Genomic DNA, 13149 nt, shown 5'->3' with positions numbered 1-13149 from the left:
GAGCGGGGGTGGCGGTGGGCGACCAACGTTGGTACGCGCAGCTTGGGTGCCCTGAACTGCGCCTTTAGGCTGTGCCCTCGGCAGGATTCGAACCTGCGACCTACCCTTTAGGAGCGCGGAGGGCGTGAGTTCGGCGACCTCGGCGGACATCGCTGCGATCCGCGTCTTGCCGCAGGTAGGGGTCGATATTAGACCGATCGAGTACGCGGCGAGTTCCGGCCGGTTTCGGACAAATACGGCCGCACGTCACGCGTATTTCACGCGCGTTTACGTCGTCGCGGGAGTCGCGTAGGGTCGGTCTCGTAAGCCGGTGACGCCGCTCGGAGAGCGCTCTCGGCAAGCACGGATTCACGGGCTGGAAGCCCAACAGGTACGGGACTGGAAGAAGTCCACCGGCGGTTTCTCCGCACGCGCGAGACGCGCACCCCTCCCAGCCGACCTCGGCTCCACTCCGTATCGAAGGAATCACTCATGACGACCACTCTTCTCGACCCAGCTCTGCGGGCGGCTATGGCTGACCCCGCGTACTTCTCGATCTTCGGCGGCGAACGCGGCACCAATATCGAGGGCGACGTACTCGTCTCGCAGACCTCGGACGGCACCGACCTCAACTTGGTCTGGGCCGAATTCATCACGACGCTCTCGATCTACAACGAAGAACGCAGCTCTCTCGCAGCGCTACTCAGCTATCAGACCACGCGCCAGATCGACGCCGTGCCGCAGTCCGTCGCCGGTGCTCAGTTCGAGGTCGCTTCGGAATTCGGTGTGCCGCAGGGCCATGCGATCCCGAACGACGTCATCAAGCTCGGATACGACTACGAGGACTACGACATTGCGACCCGCTACACGTGGAAGTACCTCCGAGACGCAGACGCTCGACAGGTAGCAGCGGTTCACAATTCGGTGCTCGAAGGTGCGAACCGGGCAACGACCACGGCCGTTCTCAAGCGCCTGTTCGACCCAGAACGGCACCAGTCCACCGAAGGCAACACGGTTTACGGCCTCTACAACGCCGACGGAATGTACATTCCGCCATACCTGGGCGACGAGTTCGACCCGGCAACGGACACCCACTACCTCACTACAGGCAGTGCGATCCTGGATCCGTCAGACGTCGAAACACTGATGGACAAAGTCACCCGCAAGGGATTCTCGAACGACACGGGCCGCCAGCTCGTCATCCTGGCCAATCCGTTGGAAGCGAAGCGCATCGCACAGTTCCGCGCAGGCGAACCTGGTGCAGATGGCGTGGAAGCCCATTTCGACTTCATACCAAGCGATTCCGCGCCTCCACGACTTCTCGCGGAGCAGATCGTCGGAGACGTTGTACCAGCGAAGTGGAACAACCTCCCTGTCCTCGGAAGCTACGGCGAGTCATACGTCATCCAATCGGCGTTCGTGCCCAAGGGGTATGTCGCGGTGGTGGCTTCGGCTGGGCCCAATGCCGAGGGAAACCCGATCGGTTTCCGTGTGCACGCAAATCCGGCATACCAGGGATTGCGATTGATCGCTGGCTCAGACTCACGGTACCCGGTAGTGGGCTCGATCTACGCAATCGGATACGGCACCGGCGTGCGATACCGGGGTGGCGCTGCCGTCACCCAAGTTACGACCGGCGCGTACACCGTCCCGACGTTCCCGAAGTAGCCAGCCATGGCCAGGCGAAAGAGCGGCAAAGATGCACCCGCACCGGGTAAGTCCGAGTTCTCGCACGGCGCGGGACTGACGCCGCCCGATGCGACTCGATACATCGGTACGGTCGCCGGCCAAACTGTGTCTGATCCGAACAGCCTCAAGTCCCGCAGGCTGATTCGGGCCGCCACACCCGGTAGTTCCGTCTAGTGGCGGGGCGCAGCTTTCGGTCCAAAAGCCGCTACCGGGGTCAGCCCCGCGACAGCGGTGGACGGTGGAGCAAGACGTCAGGCGGCGGTCCCAGAGCACGATCCCGCGCGACGAGGACGGCCATCGGTGCCTCGGCAGGCGCGGCGTCGGGGGCGGTTGTCGGCAAGGTGCTCGGACCGCGCATCGGCGGCGCAGTCGGGCTGGCCGCGACCGGAGGCAGCGCATTCGGCGGTTTCGTCGGCGCAGCTCTCGGAGACATCGCAGGTCCCAAGGTTGGCGCGGTCGCGGGCGGCGCGATCGGTGGCGCGTACGGCTACCGATCCGCGCAGGCTCGGAAGCCAGCATCATCGAAGCGCCATTCTGCGCGGTCGAAGTCCGTCGTCCGGGCGTCGGCTCGTACGACAGCCCGCAGGCCCTCGACAGTCAGTACAGCTGGGCGCAAAGTGCGGTCGCGATAGTCCTCGGCGTCGACCGACTCGCACAACTTCATAGCTCTCCCACTGCACAAGTCTCTCGGGTGATTGGCCTTCGGGCAGTGGGAACGGCAGACCACGGTTTCTAGACTTGTCGAGACGTGGACTGATCCTGCGGCCGCAGGCATGACATGTCGGCTCGGCGCGGCAGGACCTCAGCACCTCGATCCGTGAGTCTTCCGGGTCGGGGTGCTGTTGCTTTCGCTTCGACGACATGTCAAAATTTGCAAGCTGGGCCGCTTAAATTGGCCGACTGCCCCGGTAGGGTAGGCGCGCAACATCTTTCGAGAATCCCGGAGTAGACGCGCCGGTTCCGTTTCGGGTACGCTAACTCTCGTCGGGCTTACGCCCGACGCCGCTGTTCCGATGGCCGTTACGACGTGTACCGGAGGACTCACAGCGGCTACGCGAATACGAGGGACGCCGACACCGGGCAACCGGAAGGTACCAGCACGCTACGGCGCTGGCAGAAGAACCTGATGACTACGTTTAGCAGAGCAGTGGACAAGCCCCGCCAGGGGTCTGTCCACAGTGCTCGGCTTTTGTCGTTTTACTGGGCAGTCCTCTGGCTCCACTGAACAGGAGCAGTCAAATGGGAAAGCCAGTAGAGACGCCGCGTGACGCCCTCGCCGAGGTTGCGCCGAAGATGGACCGTGCAGCGGTGGTCACTATGCTGCGTGATGAGTTGGGTCTGACATACGTCACAGAGCGCACCGTCTTGACCGCGACGTATGCGCGGAAGCTGCGTAGGCATCTCATCGGCGGCCGTGTCCGGTACAGCCGTGCCGACGTGCTCGCATGGGTTGAATCCACCAGGGACGCTGAGTACTTGGATCGCCGCAACGAGGCCGCATCGTGAGCGCCCCGATGAACGACGCTGAGATGCGTGCGCACGTCGAGAAGCTGCGCGACATTCACCGCGTGGACCCGCTCGCGGATGCCCTCGTGTCGGCAAACATAAACGGCGACAAGCCTGTGGTGAAGGGGTGGCAAAATGGGGAGCCCAATATTGTGGATTACCGCAAACTCTCGTGTGGAGCGGCCGAGCATCCACTGATTCGTGCTGCTGTTGACGCGGTGAGGGCCGAGAAGTACACGGTGGCCGAACTGACTTGGTATGCGGAGAACACATCGCTCGACTTCTCTCACTCGAACTTGACAGGGCGTGGGCGGCTGCCATATCGAGTTGATGGTTATGAGTTCAACGTCTATCCCTTGAGTGAACGTGAGGATCGCCAGCTATACGGCAAATCAGCAGAGCTGGCGACAAGTCAACCGGGACCGAGTGTGGTGCTCGCGGACCCGAAAGTGCCGTTCGTGGCACCTGACTTGCCGCTCTGTTTCACCGATGGCGGGGAGATCACCCCGAGCGCCGTGCTTTTCCCCGTGCTTCCCGGCTATACGACGAGCCGGGTAGCCCGTCTGGCAATGCACTACTTTGCTTCTCAATGCCGTTGGTGTGAGTCCAAGCATGCGGAACCGAGCCTGGGACTGCTGTATTCAGCGGGTGCGACAGTCTACGTGTTTCCGACTTGCTGGAGCTGCCGAGACAACCTCAACAGCTTCTTCGGTGGAGAGTTTGCCAGCCCACTCGACTTCGTCAGCAATGACGGCGAGGAACACGGCATCGGCTGGCCCGTTGACGAGGACTGGCAAGACGGCCTCGAACGGCTCAATCCAACCCAATGACAGCGAAGCGGCCAGACCGTGGCTCATTCCGGTCTGGCCGCCTATAGTACTGCCTTCGTGCGATCCCACTCGCACATTCAATCCCATTGTCTCGTAAAGGAATCTAGAGTGAAGTCTACCCGTAGACGCCGGTCGGAGCTAGTGCGAACGCTGCTGGCCCTCGGTCTCCGTTCTGATGACATCGTGTCAACCATAGGAAAGAGTCCCGCCGAAGAACGCCGCCTCAATGTCGAGTCCGTGGCTTGGTACCACACCAACAGGTTTGCCCCGCCTCAAGATTGGAATTGCTACTTCGGACTGAACCCTGTCCGAACCGGCCTACCGTTCGGATCGCGAGGCAAGGAGGTCGACGTGACTCGCATCGTCGGTCTGTTCGCCGATCTTGACATCAAGCCTGGTGCGCTCGGTTCGCTCGCAGAGTGCCACAAGGTTGCGGCGAAGCTGACCGGCATCCTCGGCATAAAGCCGGCAGTCATCATCGAGTCCGGCCATGGCGTACAACCGATTTGGCGGATAGCCAATACCAAGCGGTCACCGAACTGCATATCATCCGCTGTCGAACGAGAGCAGTGGAAGGGTTTGCTGCAGCGGTGGGGCGGTCTGGTGCAGCAGATGTCGAGCGAGGTCCGGCCTGGGTCCTGCGTTGACGGCGTGTACGACCTCAGTCGCATCCTTCGCATGCCAGGCTCTGTCAACAACAAGAACCCGAAAGCCCCTGTGCCGGTGGTGACGAGGATTGGCTCGGAGTCGCGCTCCGTGCACCGCTCAAGCCTGTTGCGAGCCCTGGACACGTACGATGCTCAGCCGATCAAGCCGAGAAGCAACTTGCCCGAGGCCGTGCCTACGACTCGAGGCGAAGCGTGGAAGTGGGTGGATAAGCAAAAAGGCTCAAGCGCAACAGTTCCCGAGATGCTGGCACTTGGACGATATCGCTCGATGCTCGATCAGCTCAACTATGACGAGTTGGTCGCGATGTTCCGCGATGGGACCGACGAGGAAGCCTCAGCCTACAACCTGATGCGCAACCGAGTCCTCTACGTAGTCCTGCTGTCCACAGAGAACCGAGCTGGTTTGGCATTGGCGTTGGAATTCATCAAGCGCGCCTACCTCGAAGTCATGGAGCTGCGTAGAAACGGAGACGCCCCCGGCGAACCCCGCTCGGAACGGGAGGCGCTGTCGGCGTTCGAGCGGGCGCTACAAGGCGCTGTCGGTCGCGCTCGTAGTCGCGGAATGTCCCCGGAGCCTCAACGTGACTCTGACGGCCGCATCGTCGTCCGCCACCGCGTTGATTCGGCGGTGAGCGAAGCATGAGAACCGCGACATGTGTGAAAACCCGAAGCGGCTACCGTTGGAGCTTCCCGGTCACGGACGACGATCTACCGGCCCCTGATGCGACGGAGCAAGCGAAGGCCGACCTACGGGTCTACGTCGACCCGAACAAGTACAACCCGAACGACCTCGGTAACGCGAACATGTTTACCGACTTCCACCGCGACACCGTGCGGGGGCTCGAAGGGACAAGCCGGTGGGTCGTGTGGGACGAGAACAGCAACCGATTCCGCATCCGCGACACTGACCAAGGTCTCTACAACGATTTCTGTGCGCCGGCAGTAGAGAACCGACTCAAGCGGGCCGCAGAGCTCGAACGAGCAGCCGCACGGGCAAGCGCTGGAACCGATGATGCACAAGCAATCAACCAGCGCGCCAACAAGCTTGAGACTCGCGCCACCGCCACAGGGCAGTTGACTGCGATGAAGCGGTACTTGGAGATTGCGCACACGCAGAACGCGGTGAATCGGACGTTCTTCGACAGCAATCCCCGCTTGCTCGGTGTCGCTGCGGGTCAGGTTCTCGACTTCGGGGTGTTGGTCGACGGCGATAGCGCAGCCGCGGCAACCCGTCCCGCCAGCCGCAACGATGCAGTGCTCTATCACGCACCGACCCAATTCGACCCGGCGGCGCGTTCGGCATGGGTGGACGACTACCTCAGCAAGTTCCTGCCTGACGTCGAGTATCGGCGCGATGTGTTCCGGCTTCTGGGCTACTGCTTGCAGCGCGGAAACCCTAAGCGCCTCATGCTGTTCGTGAAGGGTGACACTGGTAGCGGCAAGTCGACGTTGCTGCGGCTGTTCCGCGAGACGATCGGTGAACTCGGCAGCACCGTCAACATGTCCATCTTCCGAGGCAAGGCCGAAGGACCGACCCCGGAAATCCTGGATGCGGCATACCTGTTCGTGACGTTCTCGTCGGAGTTGTCGGGGCGGGTGAAGATGCACGGCGACCACGTCAAAATGATCACCGGTGCTGGCGACGAGATCGCGGGCCGCTACATGTACAAGGACTTCATTCATAAGGTGCAGCCGTGGTTTACGCCGCTGATCGCGACGAATGCGATGCCGAGTGTCATCGACGCGGACGAGGCCCTGAAGCGTCGCATTCTCGTGCTCCCTTTCGATCACCGGCTTCCCGACGCCGATCAGACCGACCGTGATTTCACCCCATTGGACAAGCAGCACTTTCTGCGCCTATTGGTCGAGGGGCGGGTGGACGTGCTCAGGGGAAGTTTGCGCCTGGATAGGCTGCACCCGGCGATCCTGACGGCCACCGCCGAGGCTCACGCAGACCTGTCGTTCTTCCAGTCCTGGCGTTCGACGGCGGTCCGCGCGGTGAACGGCGCACCGAGACACGGGTGGGCGGTGGCCATCGACGACGCGTGGACGCACTTCGACCGTGAACAGAAGGACGCGCAACTGGGTCACGACTCCCGGATCGACCGCACCCAGTTCAACAAGCAGATCCGCGATGCGTTCGGGAAACCTCAGTCCCGCAAGCGAAAACGAGTGCAGAAGATGCCGCACAGTGAGGAAAATTCCACGTCCAAGAGCATCTTGCTGAGCGTAGAGTGGGCGTCGCCGGCCGCTGCGAAGGCGTTCGGACGGTGAACCAGGTCGCCTACCGGCGCGAATACCGGCCGGATACCGCCCCCGAAAACCCACCCTGACCAGCGGTTACCCGCTTACCGGCGCTACCGGGCCTCCGAAACCCCTTATACGGGGCGTCTATACGAGCTACTAACTACCTTTTACTACTCATCCTAGTTCTAGAGAAGTAGTCGGGTAATCGGGTAAGGCCTGGTAGGAGTGGGTTTCTGGTGAGTCTCAGTCCGGTAGTAAGCGGGTAAGCGCCGGTAACTATCGGTCACAACAAGAACGCATCGTGCAGTGAGGAAATGACGGTCATGGTGACGAGAAGGACGAGATGAGTGGAAGGAGGGTCGATGGCGAGTGAGTCGTGGACGAGCGAGCGGCGGACTGCGCGGCACGAAGCAGTGGTGTTGGAGAACGACCGCGTCCGGTACGCACGCCGAGACGCGAAGGTATGGGCTGAGGTCGACGCCATGGCTGCCGACGAGGAAGAACGTAAGAAAGCCCCAAGCAAGTTGAACGACGGGAACTTCGGTGCGCGGATGCCTGCGCCGCCAGAGGAAGGATGGGACTGGTTCTGAGCAAGCGCGATAATCACGGTTGTAGTGGATTCGACGCGCTCGTCTCCCCGGTCAGCCTCACCCTCGCGGAGCCTAAGTCAATCAGCTCACCCCGGCCGCAGCAGTGGTCTCAGGGCCAAGGTCGGCGGCACTACCGCCCTCTCGCGGAGTACGGGCCGAACGAGAAGCGACGACACAGATTGCACCCGCCTAGCTCCACAGCTCCCCAGCGTTGACGGCGAATCGGGGGACTCGTCTCATCTCAGGGGTTCAAGCCCTTAGAACCAAAATGCACTGATACTGAGCATATTCCAGTTGTAGCAGCCCTTGTAGCTTCCGGTGGGCGACTGGCGTACTTTCGGGGCCGTAAGCGTCCCCGATGACCGACGGCGACGTTTCCGGCCCCACTCAGCAAGGCGAACAGGAGAACAAAATGACGACGATGCACACGCTCGACCAGCGCGAACACTCGGGACCAAAGCTCAAGGGCCTCAGGGTTATTGGCTATGCGCGGGTTTCGACCAGCGCCCAGGAGAAGGGGCACGGCCTCGGAGCGCAGTCTGATGAGATGCGTAGGTACTGCCAAACCAACGACCTCCAGTTACTCACTGTCACATACGATGTGATGAGCAGTGGGAGCGTGCCCAAGCTGTTCGGACGCCAGACTGCCATCGCAGCTATTGAGTCTGGTCTCGCAGACGGCCTGCTGGTGCGCGCACTTGATCGCGCCACGCGGGATCAGCTCGATGCGGCATCAATCGCCAAGCGCGCCAATACGAATGGTTGGACCTTGCTTGACTGCAACGGGGCGAACTCCAGCGACGCCAGCCAGCGCCTGCTCTTCGACATTCGAGTAGCGATGGCCGCTGAGGAGAAGCGAAAGATCAGCGAGAGGACCAAGGAGGGCTTGCGTCGGGCCAAGGCTCAGGGCCAGCAGCTCGGCAGGCCGTCGAAGATCGACCCGTCCATCGTCGCGGAGATCATCGCCATGCGCCAAGAAGACGGCCTCAGCGCCAAGGTCATCGCTCGGAAGCTGGACGAGCACGGCGTGCCCACCCCAGGTGACGGCCTCCAGTGGCACCACAGCACGATCCGTCGCCTGCTCCAGCGAGAGGGCGTGGCCTGACATGGACACCTTCGCCCTGATCCTCGTGGTCGTCCTACCCATCGCCTTCATCGTGATCGCCGCAATCTTCGGAACCGGACAGAAGTAGCAATGCCTCACATCGAGAAGGCAGAGACCAAGCGTACCAAGGACGGCAAGCCCGTCCCGTCGTATCGGGTGCGGTGGACTGAGAAGGCTCGCGACGAACATGGGCGACCCATCCCCTTCAACCCAGACCGGCCCGACGGTCGAGCCAAAGAGGTCAACCGGCAACGCACCTTCCGGTCGAAGGAAGCAGCGCAGGAGTACTGCGACGAGCTGAACGCTCAGCGGCACAAAGTAGTTGCCGCGTCGCCGTCGGAACTCCGCAAGCTCGGAGACCAGGCGCTCGGCTACTTCGCCCACCAGTACTTCGAGGGCTTGGCCGGGGCAGTGAAACCGAGGTATGCGCGGGAGACCGAAGCCGTCTACCAGCGCTACATCGCAGACACCTTCGCTACGCGCGCCGTAGCCTCGATCACAGCCGCGGACATTCGTCGGTTCCGGGCCAATCTGCTGAGTCCGCGTCCGAAGCGCAGCTACCGACCCGACGAGCCGGTGGAGATGGTTACGTTGGCTAGGACCACGATCAAGCCTGCTTACGACGTATTGCGGAGGATCTTGGACGTTGCGGTCGTGGACGGGGCTATCCCGGCAAACCCTGTGCATTCGGTTCCCCTCGGTCGGACCACGGCCACCATCGACGCGGACACCCCCGAGTTCGAGCCGCGACCACTCACCGCCGAACAGGTAGGTGCTGTAACCGACCACATCGCCCGCGTCCAGGGCTACCCGATCTACGCGTTGGCGGTGACGACGAGCGCCTACAGCGGACTCCGCGCGGGAGAGCTTGCCGGCCTTAATGTCGGGGACGTGGGCCTGCCGGAGATTGAGGGGCGTAACGGGTCTCTGCGCCTGACGCGGACAAGGCGGGCCGTTCGGGGTGGCTTCGAGACCGGTACCCCGAAGAGCAAGCGAAGCCGTCGAACGGTGCCGATTGACGGTTGGCTGGCGGACGACCTGCGTCGGTACCTCTACGAGGTTCACCCGTTCGGCAACCCCGACCAGGCGGACTACGACCAGGACTCGCCGCTGTTTCCTGGTCGGTATGCGACGGGGGAGACGTTGCCGGACGGCCTGACCCAAGACGCGATCCGACCAGAGCGCGCGACGGTCGTTGACCCTGAGGTACGTCGGAAGAACGGAGCCGCCGACCGCCGCAACGCGACCTTCGACCCGACGGCGACCTGCATTCGGCCCGCCCCGTCCGAGGGGTACAAGTGGAGCGTTCCGATCAACCCCGGCAACGTCGCTGACCACTACTTCGAGCCCGCCCTACGCGCGGTCCGCCTGCCGCACTCCCGCTGGCACGACCTCCGCCACACGTTCGCGGTGATGAGCCTGAGCGCGGGGGAGCACTACATGCAGGTCTCGAAGTGGCTCGGGCACGCGTCCTACGTGACCACGCTCAACGTCTACGCGGACTACATCGCCGAGAACGAGGGCGGGAAGCAGGCTCCGCTCACCCGCCCACTCCCAATTCGGGGCCGGGCTAACGTAATCTCTTTGTTTGGTCATCAAAAGACGAGCTAGCGTGTCTCCTGCTGACGAACTCGGCAAGTATCGATGCCATATTGTGGACCGACCGTGCATCATTTGGGTTTCGCATCAGGTAGTTGTATTCAACTGCAAGCTCAAATTCTGTGTGAAGGAAGGTTGACGATTCTGAAGCTGGGTCCGAGACGCGCCCGGCGGTGCGCGCAGACCGCCTTAAGTCATGGAAAATCTGGATGTCATCCCGACTGAGCGGGGTATCTGGCCACTCACGCAATAAGAAATAGTATGCGGGAATCTGCCCCTGGGTCTTGAGGAGGGGATCCTTAGAGTCAAAAATTTCCGCCATGCGCGACAGAGACTCAAGCACAGTCACTGTCGCAGAGTTTAAGGTGCTGACGCTGTTCGAACTCTCGCCAGTTTGATAGAGCGCGTCTAGTTGCCTCTTCTTCAGATCGGTAGGTCGGTCGGCGTACTCGATCAATAGGAGTTTCGCCGCGGCTTGGTCATGTGAGCGCCCGCGGTTCGAGAACGCCACGCAGTCCGTGAAGAAAGTTGATGACGTGATATCTCGAACAAGTTCGGGCACCACGCCATTCATCGCGTTCCGGCGCTCGGCGGCCGTCAATGGTTTGCCGCTGTTCAACCTAACAAATAGCTCATTGACTGCTTGTATATCATCGGAGATGACGCTCATTACCGGCAAATTAAAGTTTTCCAACTTGATCGCAAGGTCTGGGGCGACCTGTCGAAGTTCTGAGTACCTCAAACCCGCGGCGGGAAAGTCAGGGTCGTCTCGAAGGTTGAAGTCGGGAAGCAGAGGATAGGAGTCTTCGAAGAAGTTAAAGATTGACGACAAGCGTTGTTTACCATCGATTATGGAGAATCGCTTGTTTGAGGTGTTGAGGCGGCTCTTGAAATATGTGAAGTCTGCGAGGTAGAGCTTGGGCATGTCGTAGTCATTTAACATTGTGTCGATAAGGAAAGCTTGGCGAGACTGGTCCCATACAGGTCCAGTTCGTTGATAGCTCGGGTTAAAGTCTATTTCATCTCGGTTCCGAAACCACCAGGATGCGGTCCGTGCTTCGAACGGACGTACCTCGAATGTCATACTAGGCCGCTTTCGTCGAGTCTTTCGGTCAGCTCTTTTGCGAGTCCGGCAAGGTCAGGAAAAATCATTGAATGGGTAAATCCGAGTGCAGTTAGCTGACTTCGAATATCATCACGAGCGCCTTGCGGAATGACGATCTTGCTTAGCAATTCAGTTTCGCTATACGTCCCGAACTTCGCCAGATCGTTCACCTGCTCCTCCATTGCGAGCATCGAGCGGCCTCCGAGTGTGAAAACACCACGTTGGCTAACAATTCTAGTAGAATTGTGAACGCCATAAATGCAAAGCGGTGCTTCATGGAGGATTTCGGGCCTTAGTGAAGCCCAAGGTTGCATGCCGATAACTTCCGGGGAAAGTGGAGCCAAGACATTCTTGACGTCTTTCCTTTGCGAGAATACAAGATCGTTCCATTTCGCAGGGTTCAAAATCCAGACGGCTGAGTCGTCCGCACTGTCGCCCATTACTGCGAACCACAGCGAGACGAGCGCGCTCTCAGACCAATCGAGCAGGCGGGTTGGAGTGCCGTAGTGCTGCATCTCGAATAGAAGCTCAATCTTTTCTGTTGATTGATTATGGCTACGGAAAGGCGCTGAGCGTTCTGCAAATCTATCAAGCAGCCATTGCTCAACCTTCAGAGTCTCATCAATACTGAGCGACTTGTTGTTTGTTGATTCAGGTCGGTAGAGGCTTGGTGTCAGCGCATAGTCGATAGAACGGATGCCGCGAAACCAACGGACCCCTTCTCCGTCGTCGCGCTGGCTAGCCACTTCGACGTAGGCATGTACTGAGTCCACGGAGATCACCAGACGATGTATATCACGATCGCCAGACACGCAGTCGGGGCGCGCGCAGACCGCGTTATCGCTGCGGTATGAGCCAGCAATCATGCATGGTGGAACCGCCTGTCACGCGTAACTCACGCGCGTTTCGGGCTCCGGGGCGGTGAAATCGGCCCCTCCGACTGGTCTTGCAGGCGCTCTACCTGCGGTTATACGTGGTGCCCTCGGCAGGATTCGAACCTGCGACCTACCCTTTAGGAGAGGGTTGCTCTATCCCCTGAGCTACGAAGGCTGGTGATCGTCTTGCTGATCCGAAGCCATTGTCCAGCAACGACTTTCGATCCATCGAACAATCGGTTGCGGATGGGTTCGCTGCCACGGTGCACAGCTGGCCCACATCGCGCTCGCTAGTCTAGCGGCCCACCGTGTCGATCGTGAAGCAGGTTGCCGCTGCTGGTCACCGCGCCGGTCAGTGACGTGATCAGGTTCAGGGCAGTGTGGTGCTGCTGAGCGGTGTAGTCGGCAGTCGATTCGATTCCGACGAAGCACTGGATGTCGCGGGCGAAAGCGTCGAACGTCGTCGCGAGAATTCCCGCCGAGGCGAACACTCCCACGATGATGAGCTGGTCACGGCCGCGTCGGCGCAGTTCGACCTCCAGATCGGTGGCATAGAAGGCGCTGTAGCTGCGTTTCGCGATCGGAACGAAGTCCGGCTCGGAAATCGCAACCTCCTCGGCGGACGGACCCAAGCCCCACATCGGTCCCAGCAGTCCACGCTGCTCGATGGCACTCGCTGCCCGCGGACCACTCGCCAAGATCGGTAGCCCCACGGCCCGGGCGCGCGACACCAATGTCGACGCCTCCGCAGCAACCCGCGAACGCACCGAGTTGTGCAGCACGTTCAGGTAGTACGGCTGCATGTCGTGGACCAGTACGGCGGCGCGCTCGGGCTGCACCTCCCACTCGGGACCACCCTCACAGTCCCGCAGACTTTCGACCGCGTACTCCTCGACTTCGACGCTGAATGTGGCCACATCGGTCATCCTCGTACAAACGCGCGCGCATTTGCCGAA

The 13149-nt window shown here is 61.0% G+C and carries 12 protein-coding genes and 1 tRNA gene; 8 read left to right on the top strand and 5 right to left on the bottom strand.

The annotated features are described in order from the left end of the window. The first annotated feature begins 471 nt into the window (after positions 1-471). Positions 472-1647, top strand: a complete 1176-nt coding sequence (locus CH302_RS01860; RefSeq protein WP_230596302.1) for a hypothetical protein — start codon at positions 472-474, stop codon at positions 1645-1647. 235 nt (positions 1648-1882) lie between these two features. Here the strand turns inward: CH302_RS01860 and CH302_RS29525 are convergent, their stop codons facing one another. Continuing rightward, positions 1883-2101 (bottom strand): hypothetical protein, encoded by a 219-nt coding sequence (locus tag CH302_RS29525; protein ID WP_141216576.1) that lies wholly within the window; start codon positions 2099-2101, stop codon positions 1883-1885. An 806-nt stretch (positions 2102-2907) separates the two neighbouring features. On the opposite strand from CH302_RS29525, the gene CH302_RS01845 reads away from it, so the two are divergent. The 7 genes from CH302_RS01845 (at position 2908) to CH302_RS29885 (ending at position 10225) form a co-directional block, all read left to right on the top strand. After that, entirely contained in the window at positions 2908-3174 is a 267-nt protein-coding gene (locus CH302_RS01845) for a hypothetical protein (RefSeq protein WP_141216575.1), read from the top strand. Beyond that, positions 3171-4004, top strand: a complete 834-nt coding sequence (locus CH302_RS01840) for a hypothetical protein (protein WP_037191847.1) — start codon at positions 3171-3173, stop codon at positions 4002-4004. Before CH302_RS01845 ends, CH302_RS01840 begins: the two co-directional genes overlap by 4 nt. A gap of 351 nt (positions 4005-4355) precedes the next feature. After that, entirely contained in the window at positions 4356-5315 is a 960-nt protein-coding gene (locus CH302_RS01835; RefSeq protein ID WP_094649872.1) for a hypothetical protein, read from the top strand. A 14-nt stretch (positions 5316-5329) separates the two neighbouring features. Further along, positions 5330-6946, top strand: coding sequence for a hypothetical protein (locus CH302_RS01830; protein ID WP_037191851.1), 1617 nt, complete (start codon positions 5330-5332; stop codon positions 6944-6946). A gap of 335 nt (positions 6947-7281) precedes the next feature. Next, the gene (locus CH302_RS01825) at positions 7282-7509 is read left to right on the top strand and encodes a hypothetical protein (RefSeq protein ID WP_094649871.1); all 228 of its coding nucleotides are present in this window, start codon (positions 7282-7284) and stop codon (positions 7507-7509) included. A gap of 358 nt (positions 7510-7867) precedes the next feature. After that, the gene (locus tag CH302_RS01820) at positions 7868-8614 is read left to right on the top strand and encodes a recombinase family protein (RefSeq protein WP_176460620.1); all 747 of its coding nucleotides are present in this window, start codon (positions 7868-7870) and stop codon (positions 8612-8614) included. 90 nt (positions 8615-8704) lie between these two features. Beyond that, the gene (locus CH302_RS29885; RefSeq protein WP_052047760.1) at positions 8705-10225 is read left to right on the top strand and encodes a tyrosine-type recombinase/integrase; all 1521 of its coding nucleotides are present in this window, start codon (positions 8705-8707) and stop codon (positions 10223-10225) included. Here the strand turns inward: CH302_RS29885 and CH302_RS01810 are convergent. From CH302_RS01810 to CH302_RS01795, 4 genes are all read right to left on the bottom strand, one after another. After that, the gene (locus CH302_RS01810; RefSeq protein WP_082323709.1) at positions 10185-11297 is read right to left on the bottom strand and encodes a DUF262 domain-containing protein; all 1113 of its coding nucleotides are present in this window, start codon (positions 11295-11297) and stop codon (positions 10185-10187) included. The two genes, CH302_RS29885 and CH302_RS01810, sit on opposite strands and share 41 nt — an antisense overlap. Beyond that, positions 11294-12100 carry an FRG domain-containing protein gene (locus tag CH302_RS01805; protein ID WP_176460619.1) on the bottom strand — a complete coding sequence of 269 codons (807 nt, stop codon included), beginning with the start codon at positions 12098-12100 and terminating at the stop codon, positions 11294-11296. Before CH302_RS01805 ends, CH302_RS01810 begins: the two co-directional genes overlap by 4 nt. Positions 12101-12292: 192 nt before the next feature. After that, positions 12293-12368 (bottom strand) — tRNA-Arg (locus CH302_RS01800). Positions 12369-12483: 115 nt separating this feature from the next. Beyond that, on the bottom strand, positions 12484-13110 hold the full coding sequence (locus tag CH302_RS01795) for an isochorismatase family protein (RefSeq protein WP_176460618.1): 627 nt from the start codon (positions 13108-13110) through the stop codon (positions 12484-12486). Positions 13111-13149: the final 39 nt, after the last annotated feature.

Source organism: Rhodococcus sp. 15-2388-1-1a (genome assembly GCF_002259145.1).
In the GTDB taxonomy this organism is placed as follows: Bacteria; Actinomycetota; Actinomycetes; order Mycobacteriales; family Mycobacteriaceae; genus Rhodococcoides.
The sequence above is the reverse complement of the archived record's forward strand: the minus strand, read 5'-3'. Positions and strand labels throughout refer to the sequence as shown.

Bases quoted from the DNA above. Each gene is read 5' to 3' on its own strand.
- CH302_RS01860 (WP_230596302.1), top strand. From the start codon at position 472: ATGACGACCACTCTTCTCGACCCAGCTCTGCGGGCGGCTATGGCTGAC.
- CH302_RS29525 (WP_141216576.1), bottom strand. From the start codon at position 2,101: ATGTCTCCGAGAGCTGCGCCGACGAAACCGCCGAATGCGCTGCCTCCG.
- CH302_RS01845 (WP_141216575.1), top strand. From the start codon at position 2,908: ATGGGAAAGCCAGTAGAGACGCCGCGTGACGCCCTCGCCGAGGTTGCG.
- CH302_RS01825 (WP_094649871.1), top strand. From the start codon at position 7,282: ATGGCGAGTGAGTCGTGGACGAGCGAGCGGCGGACTGCGCGGCACGAA.
- CH302_RS01820 (WP_176460620.1), top strand. From the start codon at position 7,868: ATGACCGACGGCGACGTTTCCGGCCCCACTCAGCAAGGCGAACAGGAG.
- CH302_RS29885 (WP_052047760.1), top strand. From the start codon at position 8,705: ATGCCTCACATCGAGAAGGCAGAGACCAAGCGTACCAAGGACGGCAAG.
- CH302_RS01810 (WP_082323709.1), bottom strand. From the start codon at position 11,297: ATGACATTCGAGGTACGTCCGTTCGAAGCACGGACCGCATCCTGGTGG.